Source organism: Spirosoma humi, assembly GCF_054776575.1.
The window spans coordinates 214,827-232,788 of sequence record NZ_BAAHBR010000017.1; the positions used below are offsets into that span (position 1 = coordinate 214,827).

At 51.4% G+C, this 17,962-nt stretch carries 19 protein-coding genes; 7 read left to right on the forward strand and 12 right to left on the reverse strand.

Going from position 1 to position 17,962, the window contains the following annotated elements:
* Nucleotides 1–9: 9 nt before the first annotated feature.
* The gene (locus tag ACYU8Y_RS23075; protein WP_460940500.1) at nt 10–237 is read left to right on the forward strand and encodes a hypothetical protein; all 228 of its coding nucleotides are present in this window, start codon (nt 10–12) and stop codon (nt 235–237) included.
* Between the two features lie 74 nt (nt 238–311).
* Here the strand turns inward: ACYU8Y_RS23075 and ACYU8Y_RS23080 are convergent, their stop codons facing one another.
* From ACYU8Y_RS23080 to ACYU8Y_RS23110, 7 genes are all read right to left on the reverse strand, one after another.
* Entirely contained in the window at nt 312–842 is a 531-nt protein-coding gene (locus ACYU8Y_RS23080) for a ferritin (RefSeq protein WP_460940501.1), read from the reverse strand.
* A 111-nt stretch (nt 843–953) separates the two neighbouring features.
* Nucleotides 954–1,346 (reverse strand): hypothetical protein, encoded by a 393-nt coding sequence (locus ACYU8Y_RS23085; RefSeq protein WP_460940502.1) that lies wholly within the window; start codon nt 1,344–1,346, stop codon nt 954–956.
* Between the two features lie 106 nt (nt 1,347–1,452).
* Nucleotides 1,453–1,806 carry a hypothetical protein gene (locus tag ACYU8Y_RS23090; RefSeq protein WP_460940503.1) on the reverse strand — a complete coding sequence of 118 codons (354 nt, stop codon included), beginning with the start codon at nt 1,804–1,806 and terminating at the stop codon, nt 1,453–1,455.
* Between the two features lie 79 nt (nt 1,807–1,885).
* Complete coding sequence (locus tag ACYU8Y_RS23095; protein ID WP_460940504.1) at nt 1,886–2,752, reverse strand: aldo/keto reductase; 867 nt, start codon at nt 2,750–2,752, stop codon at nt 1,886–1,888.
* Nucleotides 2,753–2,862: 110 nt separating this feature from the next.
* Nucleotides 2,863–3,720 (reverse strand): prephenate dehydrogenase, encoded by an 858-nt coding sequence (locus ACYU8Y_RS23100; RefSeq protein WP_460940505.1) that lies wholly within the window; start codon nt 3,718–3,720, stop codon nt 2,863–2,865.
* 47 nt (nt 3,721–3,767) lie between these two features.
* Nucleotides 3,768–4,946 (reverse strand): pyridoxal phosphate-dependent aminotransferase, encoded by a 1,179-nt coding sequence (locus ACYU8Y_RS23105; protein WP_460940507.1) that lies wholly within the window; start codon nt 4,944–4,946, stop codon nt 3,768–3,770.
* 131 nt (nt 4,947–5,077) lie between these two features.
* The gene (locus ACYU8Y_RS23110) at nt 5,078–5,656 is read right to left on the reverse strand and encodes an NUDIX hydrolase (RefSeq protein ID WP_460940508.1); all 579 of its coding nucleotides are present in this window, start codon (nt 5,654–5,656) and stop codon (nt 5,078–5,080) included.
* 229 nt (nt 5,657–5,885) lie between these two features.
* Between ACYU8Y_RS23110 and ACYU8Y_RS23115 the strand changes: the two genes are divergently transcribed.
* Entirely contained in the window at nt 5,886–6,470 is a 585-nt protein-coding gene (locus tag ACYU8Y_RS23115; protein ID WP_460940509.1) for a hypothetical protein, read from the forward strand.
* A 206-nt stretch (nt 6,471–6,676) separates the two neighbouring features.
* On the opposite strand, the gene ACYU8Y_RS23120 is transcribed toward ACYU8Y_RS23115, so the two are convergent.
* Nucleotides 6,677–7,615, reverse strand: coding sequence for a nucleoside hydrolase (locus tag ACYU8Y_RS23120; protein WP_460940510.1), 939 nt, complete (start codon nt 7,613–7,615; stop codon nt 6,677–6,679).
* A gap of 257 nt (nt 7,616–7,872) precedes the next feature.
* Between ACYU8Y_RS23120 and ACYU8Y_RS23125 the strand changes: the two genes are divergently transcribed.
* From ACYU8Y_RS23125 to ACYU8Y_RS23135, 3 genes are all read left to right on the forward strand, one after another.
* Nucleotides 7,873–9,168 (forward strand): TolC family protein, encoded by a 1,296-nt coding sequence (locus tag ACYU8Y_RS23125; RefSeq protein WP_460940511.1) that lies wholly within the window; start codon nt 7,873–7,875, stop codon nt 9,166–9,168.
* 2 nt (nt 9,169–9,170) lie between these two features.
* On the forward strand, nt 9,171–10,127 hold the full coding sequence (locus ACYU8Y_RS23130) for an efflux RND transporter periplasmic adaptor subunit (protein WP_460940512.1): 957 nt from the start codon (nt 9,171–9,173) through the stop codon (nt 10,125–10,127).
* A 106-nt stretch (nt 10,128–10,233) separates the two neighbouring features.
* A complete protein-coding gene (locus ACYU8Y_RS23135; protein WP_460940513.1) occupies nt 10,234–13,416 on the forward strand; it encodes an efflux RND transporter permease subunit in 3,183 nt (1,060 codons plus the stop codon).
* A gap of 56 nt (nt 13,417–13,472) precedes the next feature.
* Here ACYU8Y_RS23135 and ACYU8Y_RS23140 read toward each other — a convergent pair whose 3' ends face one another.
* The gene (locus ACYU8Y_RS23140; protein WP_460940514.1) at nt 13,473–14,438 is read right to left on the reverse strand and encodes an NAD(P)H-quinone oxidoreductase; all 966 of its coding nucleotides are present in this window, start codon (nt 14,436–14,438) and stop codon (nt 13,473–13,475) included.
* Between the two features lie 123 nt (nt 14,439–14,561).
* Between ACYU8Y_RS23140 and ACYU8Y_RS23145 the strand changes: the two genes are divergently transcribed.
* Nucleotides 14,562–15,068, forward strand: a complete 507-nt coding sequence (locus ACYU8Y_RS23145; protein WP_460940515.1) for a DinB family protein — start codon at nt 14,562–14,564, stop codon at nt 15,066–15,068.
* Between the two features lie 125 nt (nt 15,069–15,193).
* Here the strand turns inward: ACYU8Y_RS23145 and ACYU8Y_RS23150 are convergent, their stop codons facing one another.
* The 3 genes from ACYU8Y_RS23150 to ACYU8Y_RS23160 form a co-directional block, all read right to left on the reverse strand.
* Nucleotides 15,194–15,916 (reverse strand): RluA family pseudouridine synthase, encoded by a 723-nt coding sequence (locus ACYU8Y_RS23150; protein WP_460940516.1) that lies wholly within the window; start codon nt 15,914–15,916, stop codon nt 15,194–15,196.
* Between the two features lie 139 nt (nt 15,917–16,055).
* Nucleotides 16,056–16,295, reverse strand: coding sequence for a 50S ribosomal protein L28 (gene rpmB, locus ACYU8Y_RS23155; protein WP_046375705.1), 240 nt, complete (start codon nt 16,293–16,295; stop codon nt 16,056–16,058).
* 60 nt (nt 16,296–16,355) lie between these two features.
* Nucleotides 16,356–16,724: a DUF5522 domain-containing protein gene (locus ACYU8Y_RS23160; RefSeq protein ID WP_460940517.1), complete on the reverse strand. Its 369-nt coding sequence runs from the start codon at nt 16,722–16,724 to the stop codon at nt 16,356–16,358.
* Between ACYU8Y_RS23160 and rocD the strand changes: the two genes are divergently transcribed.
* A complete protein-coding gene (rocD, locus tag ACYU8Y_RS23165) occupies nt 16,641–17,894 on the forward strand; it encodes an ornithine--oxo-acid transaminase (protein WP_460940518.1) in 1,254 nt (417 codons plus the stop codon). The genes ACYU8Y_RS23160 and rocD overlap by 84 nt on opposite strands.
* Nucleotides 17,895–17,962 lie beyond the last annotated feature (68 nt).

Genomic DNA, 17,962 nt, shown 5'->3' on the forward strand with positions numbered 1-17,962 from the left:
TGACTTGCCATGGCAAATGTTCTTGTGTTTCGAACCGATATTAACACCGATGAGCGAATTCACCGGGCTGTCTGTCGATTATGTTTGCTGAAAGGAATTTGTCGGTGGCGTATTGATCTCGACGACGGAGAAGGCACGACCCAATGCATACTACGCATCGAAACCGAATCGCTCACTGAAACCGATGTAATCCGACTTTTGACTGCTGCCGGGTTGCAGTGCGAGGTATTGAATTAATTACTGGCTACATCCTATAAACACAGAAAGACACCCTTTACAGGTGTCTTTCTGTGTTAGACAAACTAAAGCGTTTATTCGAATGGATTGCCGTCGTATGTAACGCTGGCGAGTTTTTTATCCAGGTAGTAGATTTGGTCGGCTGGAATCTGGTCGATTAGTTCGAGGCAGCGACGAGCAATATATTCTTCTTCCATCTGCTCTTTCACGAACCATTTCAGAAGCTCTTCCGTAGCGTAATCGCTTTCACGGCGGCAAATGCTGATGATCCGGTTGATCGAATCGGTGACGGCAATCTCCTGATCAAGAGCGCCTTCGAACACCGAACGCAACGAATCGAACTCCTGGCCTACGGCTGGTACTTCGGGCGAATAAGCGGTAGCGCCCTGGTCGCATAGGTAATGGAACAGCTTCATCGCGTGTTTACGCTCTTCTTCCGACTGGTTGTAGAAAAATCCCGCGCTATGATCAAGCCCGTTCCGATCACACCAGCCCGCCATCGCCAGGTATTTCGACGACGATACCATTTCCATTTGTATCTGTTGATTCAGGGCTAGTTCAACGCTTTCCTTAACGGAGCTGCGTAATCTTGCTAAGTCTTTCATACTAGTGACTAATTTCGGTGAGACGTTTATGAAACAAAACAACATAAAAAAAACGGGTGTTGTTATGCACCCGCCTGTTTTATAAGAAATTTAGATAAAGTCTATTTAGGGTTAGCTCGCTGTTGTGCAACCACATTCGCGAAGCATAGCGTTTAGTTCCAGCATGAGTTTAGCGCCGTTCAGAAGCTCGCGTAAGTGCACAATTTCGCAGAGCGTCAAGACATAACATCGCTCAGAACGAGGAGGTGTCAGAATTTCAACATCATCAGCGGCAGCGGTACTCAAGGCCATCTGTTGAATGTCGACCGTTTCGACCATACGCCGAAACTGAGCAAAATCGCGTGCCGATAGGGGCGTATGCGTATCCCAAAACTCCAGAATCAACCGATTGGTCGTATCACACTGATAGACTACTCCTCTATCGGTTCGAAATACTTCCTGATACGTCGCAGCTACTTCTTTGCCCACCATTGTCAAAAATGAATAAACAAAGATACAATGCATTCCTTAGTTTAGAAACACTCTAAACAATATTTTTTGCGTCTATTCACTGATCTGGTTAGTGAACGGTAACGCCTGGGCAACGATACTGCAAATCGATCTATTTAGGTTACACCACACGGTCTCCTTTTGTCCGTTCGGATAAAGTATCGAGCAGGTGTGCTAGTTGATGAAGTTGGCCAATCAAACCTATATCCGATGACTCACTGGCTGCCTGTTTGGTAAGTTTACTCAGGGTGTGCAACGAGTCCGAGATCCTGGCAGGTTTACCTTCGTGTATGGCCTGTTTGAGGGAAAACAGTTCATCGGCCACGTTTTCGAGGGTGAGACTGCCTTCACCAAGGATGTCGCTCCACTCGTTTATTAACTCATTAACCGGGCTGATGTGTTCGGCGTTTTGCTGTAGCCGTTGTAGCGTTCTGGCCAGCAATTGTTGTGGGTCCTGTTTCGGTTGAGCTGACATAGTGGTAAAGAGATTTGAGTTTACGGTAGTGGGCTGATACGCTTTAGCATAAACCAGCTACCGTAAACTCTATCAATTCTTACTTAGGCAACGGCATATCCTGCAAATCTTCTTCCGTCAGTTTGATCGTGGCCGCCTTTACGTTTTCTTCCAGGTGCTTTACCGACGATGTTCCGGCAATGGGAAGCATAACGGGTGATGCCGCCAATAGCCACGCCAGCGCAATCTGGTAATCAGTCGCACTATGGCGTTGAGCTACTTTTTTAATTGCATTTTCAGCGGCAACATTGCCGGCATTGAGCGGAAACCAGGGAATGAACGCGATGTTGTTCTGCTCGCAGTATTTCAGTACGTCATTCCAGCGCTGCTCACCAAAGTTGTACATGTTCTGCACCGAAACGACATCGAAGTATTGTTTCGCTTCTTCAATCTGTTCGATGCCTACTTCCGATAGGCCAATGTGCCGGATTTTGCCTTGCTGCTGGGCTTCCTGCAAAAAGCCGAGGAATTCTTCTGAGGGAACTTTCGGATCGAACCGATGAAGCTGATACAAGTCGATATGCTCCAGTTTCAGGCGCTTGAGGCTACCGTTTAGCGCTTCTTCGAGGTGTTTGCGACTGCCGTCGACCGGCCATTGGTTGGGTCCCGTGCGGAGTAACCCGCCTTTGGTACCAATAACCAGGCCATCCGGATAAGGATGAAGGGCTTCGGCAATCAGTTCTTCAGAAATATAGGGCCCATAACTATCAGCCGTGTCAATGAAGTTAATGCCCAACTCAAGGGAGCGTTTCAATACGCGAATGCACTCGTCATGATCTTTGGGCGGCCCCCAGATGCCTTCACCCGTGATGCGCATGGCACCGTATGCCAGTCGATTGACGGTCAAGTCGCCACCAATCGTAATTGTACCAGCTTGAGCGGCTGGCTGTTGGTCTGTTGCTTGCATGGTATTTCTGCTTGTTTACCCGTTGTACACTACCCTGGATAGGGGGTGTATCCTATGCATAAACCAACAGAAAACCTTTTTGTATAAGTTACCTTCTGAAGTTTTTAATTTTACCGCTTCTCAATGCCGTCCAATACCCGCCGGATAACGTTGGCCCGCTGCATGAAATCGAGGGATGTGCGTACATCCTGATCATCAATGACCTGCTTGAACTGCTGTAAGAACTCAATATAAGCCGCCAGCGCATCCGAGACATTCGACCGGTTCTGATCGAAGATAGGAGCCCACATGGCCGGTGAGCTTTTTGCCAGACGCACAGTCGAACTGAAGCCGGTACTGGCCATGTCGAAAATGGCCTGCTCATCTTTTTCCTTCTCCAGAACGGTCAGGCCGAGGGCAAAGGCACTAATGTGGCTCAGGTGCGATACGTAAGCCAGATGCAGATCGTGTTCCTGCGGATTCATATAAAATAACCGCATGCCCGCATCCCGAAACAGGCTTTCGGTTAGCGTCAGGCTATCCGGGTGACTTTTTGTCCGGTCGCAGATAATGAGGTTTTTCCCCAACAATAATTCTTTAAAGGCTGCCCCCGGCCCGGAGTTTTCGGTGCCCGCCATGGGGTGAGCAGCCACAAACTGGGCTCGTTTCGGATGCGCATCGGCCACTTCGCAAATCAGGCCCTTGGTAGAGCCGAGATCTACTACGGTTGCCCCTGCCGGCAGGTGGTCAAGAACCGTAGGCAACAGCTCGATAATGATATTGACGGGTGTTGCCAGAACCACGAGTGTACTTTGGGCAACGGCTTCTTCGAGTGGCAGCACTTCGTCGACAATACCTTTTGCTAACGCCAGCTGTCCATTGACGACGGATGTATCGACGCCAATGAAGCGCATTTTTGGGTATTTCTCGCGAACGGCCAAGGCAAATGAACCACCTAGCAAGCCTATTCCTATAATGCTGACAACCATCTGAATTGCACCGGCAACCCGGCGTATTTTATGATTTTTTTGATGGGTTACGCCACGGCCTTCAGCCGGGCTGTTGCTTCCTCAATACGCTCTTTAGGCAGACATAACGACACGCGTACGTAACGGTTTCCTTTCGGGCCGAAGATAAAGCCGGGAGCAATAAACACATGTTTCGTTAGAAGCAGATCATCGACCAATGCTTCGGCAGAAGGCACCGAATCAGGCAGTTTGGCCCAGATGAATAATCCCTCCTGATCGGTGGAATAGCTACAGTCCAGCGCATCCAGCAACGCATGGATGGCATCTAACCGACCCTGATAAACCGCGTTGCGTTCCCGGTGCCAGTCATCGGAGTTGGCCAGGGCTTCAGTAGCTGCGTCCAGCAACGGTTTAAATTGCCCGGAGTCAACGTTACTTTTTATCGACAATACCGAATCTACGTAAGGCTTGGCCCCCGCCATCCAGCCTATGCGCCAGCCCGCCATGTTGTGCGACTTACTCAACGAGTTGAGTTCAACGGCTACCTCCTTGGCACCGTCGATAGACAGCAGACTGATTGGCGGCTTCTTGTTCAAGATCAGACTGTATGGGTTATCGTGGCAAAGCAGTAATTTATGGTCGTGCGCAAAGCGAACGGCCCGCTCGAACAGGGCGCGGGTTGCGGGTGCGCCGGTTGGCATGTGCGGGTAGTTCATCCACATAATTTTGACCGGATGCAACGGATCGGTATTCGCGATGATGGCTTCCAGAATGTCCCAGTCAGGTTGCCATCCGTTCGTTTCCATGAGTGGATATTCCCGCACAGCTCCACCAACCATTGTACTTACCGCCCGGTAGGCCGGGTAGCCAAGTTCAGGCACCAGCACCCCGTCACCATCGTTCAAAAAGGTGAGCGAAATGTGTGTAATGCCTTCTTTAGAGCCAATGAGGGGCAGAATCTCCGTATCCGGGTCGAGCGTAACGCCGTATGTATGACCATAAAAGGCAGCGATAGCCTGCCGAAACGCCGGAGTGCCCTTGTAAGGCTGATACCCATGGGCCGTTGGCTGTTGCGCAGACTGAATAAGGGCATCAATCGTATTTGGTGACGGCATCAGGTCCGGGTTGCCAATTCCCAGATTGATCACGTCGTGACCAGCCGCCTGAAGGCGACGGACTTCGGCTAATTTTACTGAAAAATAATATTCCTGCGTTTGGTCGGCGCGGTGGGCAAGAGGGATAATCACTTCTGAACCGGGATTTATGGGATTTTTTCGATTTCCCTGATTTTATAAAAGATAGATTAGTGAGGTCTATGCAGTGCAAAGATACTAGTCGGCCCAATGCCACGAATCATTGCAGGCGTATATAATAGAAATCAGGGCCGGTCAGACGAAGCATCGGAATCCCGATTCAGGCAATATTTCAGGAGGGGAGCCAGATGCAATGACTGCATCATTTCGCCAGTATTAATGATCTCCATTGCTCGATCCAACGATACCAGATGGACGGTAATCTCCTCCGTCGATTCGAGGTGTTGAGCCTGTTTCAACTCAACACCCGTGGCCAGAAAGGCGTGCGTCAGGTTAGAGTGCGTGCCTGGGTTCGCCGAAAGGGTCATCAGTGGTTCCCAGTGGCCTCCACCAAAACCGGTTTCTTCCAGTAATTCGCGCTGAGCCGCCACAAGCGGGTCCTCGCCGGGGTCAACGACACCGGCGCACAGCTCGTAATGAACACCCGAGATACCATGCCGATACTGCCGGATTAAAACCAGTTGATTCGTGGTCGTAACCGCTACCACATTGACCCAGTCCGGGTATTCGAAAATAAAGTAATTAGGAATGGTGCCACCATTTTCCATCCGGATAGCTTCTTTCCGAACCGTGAACCACGGTAATTGATGGATGTATTCAGATTGTTCGACCTGCCAGGGCCGGGGATCATTGTCGGGAATCATAGCCGCAAAGGTAGGCAGACCTAGCGGACTAATTCATCCGCAATGCGCAGGTATTGTTACCAACCGCAGTTCACAGCGTCGTAGTTGACGGCTATTGAGCTGGGCCGTACCGGGTGGAAGGTGGCCGAAATGATGGCTTTTTTACGGACATCATATTAACCAACCTGCCTGATTCGTTGTAGAGAGGACTTTAGCTTTTGCGGATTACGTTTGTCCAAATTGAAACCTGATGAAGAACATCATTGCCCTGTTCGCTGCCGCGTGCTGCCTTTTCTTTTCGTCCTGCCATCGTCCCGTAGCTTACTTCCAGCCTACTTCTCATCCCGCGGCTGCCAGAACTCCGATCGGGCAGCCCGTGGCACAGGCAGACGAATCGGAAACCGGTTTGGTCGAGCAGGACGTTCTTCCAGTGGCTATTGTTCCGCCATCCGCTACGCCCGCTGTTGCCAGTCGGGCTAGTCAGCCTACGCAAACACGGGATATGCGCATTGAGCGTCGAATGCACCAAATACATTCCCGGTTAACGAGTCCAGCCACCGAAGCTGTGGATCATCAACCGGGACCCAAACCCAAGAAGAAACTTAAACTAGGGAATCAGATCCGTCAGAGTCTGGGTATGAAACTTCGACCAGAACTCAACTGGTGGCAACGCATCAGCTGGAAGTTGAAAGCATCCGTACTTGTCATTCTGGTTGCCGTCTTATTTGCTATTTTACACATTACTATACTCGCTATTATCTTCGGTATTGTCGGGGCATTCCTGCTCATCAGCGGCCTCAAGCGGTCCTTTAAAGTAAGGCGCCCCTGGTTTTGATTTTTTAACGAGGGTTAGTTTCTGATTTGTTTTAAAGCTAATTTTTTCTGTCGACTTTACCCCTAAATCTCCTGAAGGGGACTTTGTCTAAGTGAGAGCAAAGTCCTCTTCAGGGGATTTAGGGGTTTTTGTAGCAGGATTTAACAGCCCCTTAGGGTATTTTAGAATTAAGATCGACTGATGAACTTTCTAACTGGCCTCCTTACTTAAGGCAATCCCTTCACCGCTTCGTAAATCAACTGAATATATTTTGGGCGGTCGATGTCGTAGACAAACTCTACCGTCGGCGTCTTCTTCAGAACATCAAAGAAATCAACGACGGTTGTGCCCGCCGTTAAGGTACCATTCACTTCAACATCGACATAACACGGCTTCGACGTGAACATAGATGGATCGATCAGCCAGGCGATGGAGCATGGGTCATGAAGCGCTGCGCCACCGTTCAGCTCAGGCCGTTCGCGCCGGTAATAGATCGAGAAAAAGTCCATCAATTCGGCAATGACCTGCCCCGACTTATTCCCGATTGTCCTGAACCGCTCGATGTCATCCTGGAAGACCAGCGCCTTGTGGGTAACGTCCAGACCGCACATGATTATGGGCACCCCCGACCTGAACACAATGGCTGCCGCTTCGGGGTCAACGTAAATATTGAATTCGGCGGTAGGAGTGATGTTGCCCCGAAAAGCGCCACCACCCATTAGCGAAATGCGTTCGATTTTCGGTTTCAGGTGCGGATACGCCAGCAGAAATGCCGCAATGTTTGTCAAGGGTCCTGTTGGTACGATGGTTATTTTTTCCGAGCTCTCCGACAGAATAGCCGCCATCGCTTCGATGGCCGACATGGGTTCAGTTTTTAAGACGGGCTCTGGCAAAATCGGACCGTCCAGTCCCATTTCTCCGTGTACATAATCAGCAATGATAAGCTCCCGGAAGAGGGGTTTCTCACTGCCTTTATAGATAGGAATATCTGCCCCGATCAGCGTGGTGATTTTCATCGCATTTTTCAGCGTTTTCTCCTGCGTCTGGTTGCCCGCCGATGTAGTGATGGCTTTGATATCAAACAAGCCGCTGCCAAATGCGAGCATCAGCATGACCGCATCGTCGTGTCCGGGATCGCAGTCAATAAGTATGGGTATTTTCTTCATTGGTTGCTGGTTAGAATAAGTTGGCTTACGCAAAAGCGGTTTATTCGGGCACTAAGATACAGGCGTTGGGACTTTTGTGTAACGACCTGCCACTAGGTTCTACCACCAATATATAATTCACAGGCGAGGGATAACCGGTTACTTAACCTTCCTTAAGTATATTTAACTATTTTTTAATTATAATTTTGGACTGTTTAACGGCAATTTTGCGGTTTTAGCACTGATACCATAGATTAGTCCCGGGCTCCGCTCTTCGAATGATTTTTCAGAAAACCATCTTATATCTGCTGTGCGTCTGTACGGTTATAACGGCCTCTGCTCAGACGACACTGACCTTGCGGCAAACACTTCAGCAAGTGCGTGAGAATAGTCCGGCCCTCCGTGTTGAGCGGCTGAATATCACTGCCGCCCAGGCTGACCAGATTACGGCTAACTTACGGCCAAATCCTGTTCTGAATAACCAGACTTTGTTCCAGCTTCAACAAGTGCCAGGAGCTGTGGCACCAGGAATGGAGGGCGCAGGCGTACTGAACCGTCAGCGACGTCAGTTCTGGCTACAGGCCACGAAGGAATTTGATATTCACAACAAGCGCACGTATCGCAACCGCTTTGCCGAAGCCAACACCAACCTGGCCGTCCGGTCGGTGGCCGAAACGGAGCGAGGGTTGCTGTTCGATGCGGCCAGCCGTTACCTGGATGCCTGGTATGCACGCATTCAACTGGCCTTGTTGCAACGGGCCAAAGCCAATGTCGATACACTGGTACAGTTAAACAGGGTTCGCCTTAAGGATTTGGTTATCAGTAGTACGGATCTGACCAGAACCCAGTTGATCTCGGATCAGTATGACATTCAGACCCGTACCGCTCAACAGGATCTTCGAAACAAGTTGAATGATCTGCGCCTGGTGATTGGCACGGCTGACAGTATCAATGTGGCGCTCAACGACTCGATCATCAATCCCGCCTTTACCAATCCGCTGAGTTTGTATCCGTCGGTTAATGCCAGCGCCGATAGTCTGATGCAACTGGCGTCTACAACCCGCACCGATGTTCGCGCTGCAGAAGCTAACCTGGAATCGGCACGGCGTAACGTAGCCTTACAGCAGGTGCTGGCCAAACCGCGCAATGAAGCTGGTTTCATCTGGAACCCCCAGAATGCGGTTCCCTACGCGGGTATTTTTTTAACCCTCGAACTGCCGGTCTACAGCCGCAATCAGGGTGAAATTCAGAAGTCGCGGGTGTTGCAGGAACAGGCTGGCCAGGCGGCTGCGCTGGTTCAACGGCAAATACGGGCCGAAGTACAAACGGCTTACCAATCGTTTACGACAAGCCGCCGGAATATCGAACAGTATGTGGGTATCCGGCGCGATGCCGATCGGGTACTGGCATCGGTTCGGTACGCGTATCTGCGGGGAGCGACTACGTTAATCGACCTGTTGCAGGCGCAAACGTCCTGGTTTGATACACAAACCGCGTATTATCAGGCTCTCTACACCCACCGCCAAAACTATGTCCGGCTACTGTACGTAACCGGGCAGATTAACGCTTACTGACCATGAAATTTCATTCACTAGTACTACTGGCTTTTCTGACGGTTGCCTGCAAAGACAAGCCAAAACCGGTTGTTACATCCATACCTCACCCAACTGTCAGTACCGATGGGGCCCGCATCACGTTTCCAGATTCGCTGATGATGAGCCCCTTTACAACCCAGCCAGCCCGGTCGGGGGCTATCCGTACCGACTTTTCGGCTCCGGGGCATGTGGCGGCTATGGTTCTGCGCTCAACCGAGAACCCGTCTGAGCGACTGGTGCTGTTCGACGAACCAAGTTTGTCGGATAATTACACGGCTATTTTACAGCACCGGATCAATATACAGACAGAACGCGGCAACCTGGAACGGGTAAAGGATTTGCAGGCGCATGGGGCCGCATCGGGCAAAGAAGTAATTGAGGCCCAGACGCAGTTGGCCAACGAAGAAGCGGCCATTATTTCGGACGAAGCAACCCTGAAACTGGCGGGTTTCGACCCCGAAGCCCTCCGGAAAGCACGACCGAATACGATTCTGGTGGTGTGCGAAATCCCGGAAAATCAGTTTGGCAGCATCCGGAAAGGCCTGGTCTGTAGACTCAATTTTACGGCTTTCCCCAACGAGCGGTTCGTGGGCGTCATTGACAATGTCAACGACTACGTTGATAACACGACCCGCCAGATCAAGCTACGTATTTCGGTGGCTAACCCCGATGGCCGACTGAAAGCGGGCATGTTTGCTCAGGCAGAATTTGGTGTTTCGGAAGGCAACCTGATGACCGTCTCGCGCGATGCGATCGTAACCGTGCAGGGGCGCGATTATGTCTTCGTCCAGACGGGGCCAAGAGCTGTTGAACGGCGAGCTGTTGAATTAGGTCAGCAACGTGCCGACCGGGTGGTCGTGCAGAATGGACTGAAAGAAAATGATCAGGTCGTCACTGCTAATGTGCTGCAATTGAAAGGATTAAGTTTTGGGTATTGAGTAAGGTACAGCATCCTGCTGTGCCAGGCGTCAGGCTAGCTTTACTATCTATATACATATTAGCCGTTGACACGGCTGGTACAGCAGGATGCTGTTCCCTACAATTATGATTCAGAAACTGATTTTATTTTCCCTCAAAAACCGCTGGATCGTTGTGGGTCTTGCGGTGGCGATCATGGGGCTGGGGTTGTGGTGTTTCAAACTACTTAAGATTGAAGCCTACCCCGATATTGCGGATACAAACGTAATTGTCATCAGTAAATATGATGGCCGGGCGGCCGAAGAAGTTGAGCAGCAGGTGACCATCCCGATTGAGCGCGTACTGAACAACGTACCACACGTAACGGATCGCCGGTCGCGGACGATCTTTGGCTTGTCGGTGGTGCAGTTGAACTTTGATGAAACGGTGACCGATTATTTTGCCCGGCAGCAGATCATTGAGCGGCTCAGCAGTGCCCAGTTGCCCGATGGTGTTTCGCCGGAGCTGGCTCCGTTGACCACGGCCGTTGGCGAAATTTACCGCTATGTGATTGAAGCGCCAGCGAGCATGACGCCCATGCAACTGCGCGATTTGCAGGATTGGGTTATTATTCCGCAGTTGCTTCAGGTGCCCGGACTGGCGGACGTAACGACGTTTGGCGGGCCGATCAAGCAGTACCAGGTCATTCCGGATCCGGCAAAGCTGCGTAAGTTCGGTTTGACGTTACAGGACGTTATCGAGGCTGTTCAGAAGAACAACCAGAATACGGGAGGGAACATCATTTCCAGGGGCGGGCAGGGTTTTGCGGTGCGCGGGCTGGGTGCGCTCAAATCGCCCGATGATGTGCAGAACATTGTGCTCAAGGCGAATGAGGGTGTGCCCATTCTGGTGCGTGATGTCGCCAGCGTTGAAATAAATCCACCGTCCCCTTCAGGTATTCTGGGCTACCGGATTCCCGACGAAAAGCTGGACGTGATTGGGGCTACCGAGGGAATTGTTTTACTCCGCCGGGGCGAAAACCCGAGCGAGGTACTGGAACTACTCAAAGAGAAAATTGCTGACCTCGAAGCCCGCGAACTTCCCAAAGGAGTTCATTTACGGGTACTGTACGACCGTGGCTTTTTAATTGACCACTCCCTCGAAACGGTTGCCCATACGCTCATCGAAGGTATCTCCATTGTGACGATCCTGCTGGTGCTGTTTCTGGGTAGTCTGCGGGCCGCGCTGGTCGTTACGGTGACCATCCCTTTCTCGCTGTTATTTGCTTTTATTCTGATGAAACTGGTGGGGATTCCTGCCAACCTGCTGTCGTTGGGAGCCATTGATTTCGGTATCATTGTCGACGGGGCAAGCGTGATGGCCGAACACCTTATACGGCGTTATCGATCTGCGGGGCCAGCTGATCGGAACCAGGGAATTGTGAACGTTACAGCTCGCTCGGCCGGGGAGGTAGCCAGAGAAATCTTTTTCTCCGTAACCATCATCATACTGGCCTACATGCCGATTCTGCTGATGCAGCGCGTTGAAGGAAAGCTATTCAGTCCAATGGCGCTGACCTTGTCGTTCGCCGTCATCGGTTCGCTGATTTGTGCCCTGACGGTGATTCCGGTTCTTATTTCGTTTGCGTTCCGTAAAGTGCTGGCCCCTGATGGTAAACCCCTGAAAGAACACAAAAACTTCCTGCTGTCGCCCCTGGAGCGGGGCTATCAGTGGCTCCTGACATCGACCTTGTTTCGGGCACCGGGTATGGTCGTTGGCATTGGCATGACAATCGTGCTGATTATGATTGGCTTTGGGCTGAAGCTCGGCACCGAATTCCTGCCCGAGCTCGATGAGGGCTCGATTTTCATGCGGGCGTTTATGCCATCGGGTATTACCATTCAGGAAAATGCGAAGATTGCCCCCAAGATTCGGGACATCATCAGCACCTACAAACCAGTCAGTTTTGTCATCACCCAGTCGGGACGTAATGATGATGGTACTGACCCCTTTCCAACCGATCGTACCGAAATCCTGATTGGACTTAAAGATTACAGTACCTGGTCAGACACGATCTCGAAAAAAGAGATCGTGCGGTCTATGCAGGCCAAGTTACAGGAGGCTTTTCCGGGGGCATTTTTCTCATCAGGCCAACCGATTATTGATCAGGTAATGGAAATCGTGACGGGTAGCGCGGCCGACCTGGCGATTTCGGTAGTAGGCAATGACCTGACGCTGATGCGCGCCAAAGCGGACAGCATTGCCGCTCTGGTGAAAGGCATGAACGGTGCCGTATCGGTAAACATCGAGCAGGAGGGTCCGCAGGATCAATTGGCTATTAACATTAACCGACCGGCGGCAGCGCGATACGGTATCAATGTAGCCGAGATTGAAAACATGATCGAAGCCGCCATTGGGGGCAAAGCCATCGGATCTATTTACGACGAAGCCAAGCGCTACGATATTGTGGTACGATTCACGCCCGAAAGCCGGGGAAGTATCGAGGCTGTTCGACTGCTGCAGGTACCCTCGGCAACGGGTGCGCTTATCCCCATGAGTGAGCTGGCCGATATTCGGTATGTGCAGGGCCAAACGAATATTTACCGGATCAACGGGAAGCGGATGGTCACCGTTCGAACCAACATTCGCGGCCGCGATCAGGGCGGGTTTGTGAAAGAAATCAGCGAGAAGGTTCGGCAGCACGTCAAAATTCCGGAAGGCTACAGCGTCATTTACGGCGGTCAGTACGAAAACCTCGAACGGGCTGGCGGGCAGTTGGAGGTCTCCATTCCGCTGACGATCGTAGTGGTTTTTCTATTTCTGTTTATGCTGTACGGAAACGTCCGCGATACGCTATTAACGCTGACCTGTCTGCTGTTCGCGTTGGCCGGGGGCATTGGCGCGCTGCTGCTGCGGGGGTATAATTTCAATGTATCGGCGGGGGTGGGCTTCGTATCGATTTTCGGAATTTCGGTTATGGCGGGCGTGTTACTCGTGTCGGCCCTCAATAGAAACCTCATTAATAATCCGAAGTCGCTGAAGGAAATTACCATCGAAACGGCGCAGGAGCAATTCCGGGCCATTATGGCCATCATGGTCGTGGCGATCATCGGCCTTGTGCCAGCTGCCATTTCGAGCGGTATTGGTTCCGACGTTCAGCGGCCATTAGCAACGGTTATCATCGGTGGCCTGACAACGACACTGTTTTTCGCGCCACTCATCATTCCGCCTTTGTTTTATCTGGTCAACCGCCGACGTCCCCGCCCAACCGCCGTCGACTCATCCGGGCATCCTGCCCCGGAGCCCATCGAGGAAGGGACGGAGCTGTAAGGTCATTTACTGGTACATCTCCTCGGCCCGTGCAGACACGGGCCGAGGAGATGATGTCAATCAACCTCCAAAATAATTTTGCCGATATGCTCGCTACTGGCCATCAACTCCTGAGCTTTGGCTGCTTCAGATAGGGGAAAGGTCTTGTAGATAATCGGTCTGAATCGGCCATCGTTCAGGAGTGGCCATACCTGTTTTTCAACATCGGCGGTGAGGTTGGCCTTAAAGTTGGCATCGCGCGGCTTTAACATACTCCCGCTTATCGTAATTCGCTTTTTCATCAGCGTTGGAATGTGAATCTGGCTGTTGGCACCCTGCATAGCATTAATAAACATGAGCCGACCGTCCGTGGCCAGCAAGCGCAGGTTTTTGGATGTGTAGTCTCCGCCAACCATATCCAGAACGACATTGATAGCTATGCCATTCAGTGTCTTTTCAAAATCGTCTTTCTTGTAGTTGACGCACTTTAAAGCGCCTAACTGTTCGCAGAAAGCGCATTTGTCGTCGCTTCCTGCCGTGGCGTAGGCCCTGGCCCCGAACGCTTTGGCTAGCTGAATGGCGGTTACGCCAATGCCACTGCTGCCTCCGTGTACCAACAGGTTTTCGCCACTAGACAAATGCCCCCATCGAAAAACCGTCGACCAGACGGTCAGGATCGTTTCGGGTAGAGAGGCTGCTTCCGCAAAGGTCAGATTCGAGGGGACAGGGAGACAGTGCCGCTCGTCGACCGTTACATAATCGGCATAGCCTCCTCCGCTAATCAGGGCGCATACCGCGTCGCCGACCCGCCAGCGGCTGGTGTCGGGTCCACATTGCTCAACAATACCCGCTATTTCCAGGCCGGGAATCTGCCCCGTCGGGTCCGTTCCGTAACCACCCGTTCGCTGATGAAGATCACTTCGATTGACGCCAGCTGCCCGTACGCGTACAAGAATTTGTCCTGATTGAGGGAGTGGAGTAGGCCGTTCCTGTAACTCAAGGACGGAACTATCGCCGGGGCGGGTGATTAGGATTGCTTTCATACCGGTATAACCATTGTGGTCGCCTTTTGTCAGAAAAGAAAGCTACTGCCAGAACCGGAAGTGTTCTTTTATTAAACCACTCTATCCGAAAATGAGTAGTTGGTAAAAGACCCTACAAACTGGATGATGACTCAACCCAATCAATCTATCGCCGAGGTAAACGATGCCGTTCGTAAGCAATTGATTTCCTTACTGACTGGCAGTAATGCGCATCAGTCATTCGACGATGCAGTTCAGGATTTACCCGCTGAACTTCGTGGCGTAAAGCCCGACAAATTGCCGTATAGTATCTGGCAACTCGTCGATCATATTCGTATCGCCCAATGGGATATTCTCGAATTTTCCCGCGATTCCAGCCATCAATCGCCACCCTGGCCATCGGGATACTGGCCGAAGGAACTGGCTCCGGCGGATGAGGGAGCCTGGCAGCAGGCGTTGACGCAAATCAGGGAAGATCGGGCTGCTTTTGTCACCCTATTGAACGATTCCAGCCGTGATCTATATGCACCCTTCGATCATGGTGATGGCCAGAATCTGCTCCGCGAAGCGCTGCTGATTGCCGACCATACGGCTTACCATGTTGGCGAAATAATCATTATCCGGCGGTTGCTGGATGCGTGGAAGAAGTAGGTAAAGCTGCTGATTGCTTCCTCGGTCCGTGTCCTCACGAACCGCTTGATTGTGGCGACATTATGGTTGACGCAAAAACGGCCCGTGAGGACACGAGCCGGGGAGATAGTCATTTATCACTCGTTTTACGCGAATTTCTCCAATTGCTTCACCAGCACGTTGAAATCTTTTGGATAAGGCGCTACAAACGTTTGCTCTTCGCCATCCAGCAGCGCAAAGGTCAGGGAGTGGGCGTGCAGCGCAACCCGGTGAATGAGCGGAAGCTCTTCTGTACCTTCTTTCAGGTTGAAGTTCCGCTTTATATCGGATAAAAAAACGGGCTTTCCGCCGTAAGTCGGGTCGTTGACAATGGGGGCTTTCAGGCACATCAAGTGCACCCGAATCTGGTGCATTCGGCCCGTAACAGGCATGCACTCGACCAGAGTCGCTGTCCGGTAAGCCTGCAGTGTATTAAAGATCGTTTCGGCCACTTTTCCATGTTCGCGGTCAATCCGGACAGCGGTTCCATCTTTAATGGGCGAAATGGGCAGATAGACTGAAATACCTTCGAAGTTATGTACCCCGTTTGTTACGGCGTGGTAGCGCTTTGTTACCTCGCGGTGTTCAAACTGCATGGCCAGGTGGCGGTAAGCCTCCGGATTTTTAGCGATGGCCAGAACGCCCGACGTCTCTTTATCGAGTCGATGGCCGAGTTGCGCGTCGGCGTGGTACCCTTTAGCCAGACGTAGAATGCTCTGACCGCCCCGGTCGGTTGTTCGCTCGTCGAGGGAGGCTACGTGGGGCGGTTTGTTGATGACTATATAATCCTCATTTTCAAAAACGATGAGGTCTTCAAAGACTAATTTCATGGCAATGGATTTACGGTGCCTGATGTAAAGTAATGGGCGGTTTATAGTCGATGGCGCACGGTAAGCCGGGCGCCTGAAACAAACACAAAAAGCCTCCTCCCAGTCGGAAGAGGCTCAGAGTAAACTATCTTGCTAAAGACTATACTGTCAGCGTACCGCGCTCGTAAGCCTTTTGAAGGGTTGCTTCCAGACCATTTTTGTTGATGGTCTTAATGGCCGATGTAGCCACTCTTAAGGTTATCCATTCGCCGGTTGATTCGACGAAGAACCGCTTTTTCTGCAGGTTCGGGAAAAATTTACGCTTGGTTTTATTGTTAGCGTGAGAAACGTTGTTTCCCGTGCGTGTGCGCTTTCCTGTGATTTGACAAACTCTGGCCATTACCGTACTCGTTTTCCGTTTGAGGGCGCAAAATTGGCTAAATAATTCATAATCTGCAAGTCATTGTCCCTTTTTTTTGAATCCGTAGGGGCAATGACGGCATCCGTTCTGACAGCAATAGCCACGTTTGAGGTGATAAGCAGCCGTGAAAACCACAAACCCTTCGGGGGTATAGTAGAAGTCGTTGTCGGCTAAACCGGGATTTTTTTTCTTATCGGGTTGCACGGGCCTGGTTTTGGGCGTCTGTTTAAGAAGCTGTATTTTTGGAAGCCAACGGGATATCGGACCACTTAGTTGCATAAAGTTGTCAGCCCGGTCAACAAACTCATTTAACCGCCTTTCCTTATGATACACGAACCAACAACGCCCGTCTCGTCTGCCGATAAAGCCATGCAACTGGAATGGAAGTATGGTGCCCACAACTATCATCCCATTCCGGCAGTGCTGACACGGGGTGAAGGCATTTTTGTATGGGACGTAGATGACAAACGTTATTTTGATTTTCTGTCAGCCTACAGCGCGGTTAGTCAGGGGCATTGCCATCCGCGCATTATTAACGCCATGATGCAGCAGGCTCAGCGCCTGACCCTAACGTCGCGGGCTTTTTATAATGACAAAACCGGCCTTTGCGAAAAATACCTTTGTGACTACTTCGGCTTCGACAAAGCCCTGATTATGAACTCTGGTGCCGAAGGGGGCGAAACGGCGCTCAAACTGACCCGGAAATGGGCTTATAAAGTCAAGGGGATTCCGCAGGATCAGGCCAAGGTGGTCTTTGCCGCCGGAAATTTCTGGGGACGGACGCTGGCGGCCATTTCATCATCAACCGATCCCAGCAGCACCAACGATTTCGGACCGTTGCTACCGGGTTACATAATTATTCCCTACGATGACCTTGACGCGCTGGAAGCGACACTAAAGAGCGATCCGAACATCGCTGGGTTTATGGTTGAGCCCATTCAGGGCGAAGCGGGCGTTGTGGTACCGCATGAAGGCTACCTGCGCGGTGTGCGGGACTTGTGTACAAAATACAATGTGCTGTTTATTGCGGATGAAGTGCAAACGGGTATTGGGCGAACCGGTAAACGTGTCGCCTGTGATCATGAAGGCGTAAAACCTGATTTGCTCGTGTTGGGTAAAGCCCTCTCGGGTGGTACCATGCCGGTATCGGCCGTTATGACATCCGATGAAGTCATGCTGACCATCAAACCCGGCGAACACGGCTCAACCTATGGCGGTAATCCACTGGCCTGCGTTGTCACGATGGAAGCCCTGCAGGTCGTAGAAGACGAAAACCTGACGGAAAATGCCGCAGCTATGGGCGAAATCTTCCGTGCCCGCATGACGGACCTGAGTCAGAAAACGGAACTTGTCAAATCAGTACGGGGCCGGGGTTTATTGAACGCCATCGTGATACAGGAGCGCCCGGATCTCGGTGCGGAAACGGCCTGGGAAATCTGCCTGAAGCTAAAAGACAATGGCCTGCTGACCAAGCCAACGCACGGCGATAAGATTCGGTTTGCGCCCCCGCTCGTCATCAACGAAGAGCAAATGCACGAAGCCTGTGACATCATCGAGAAGACGATCCTTGCCTTTTAACGTTTAGGCACGATCAATGGGTGCAAAGACGTGCCAGTCGACATAGCATCAACGTTAACGACACGAAC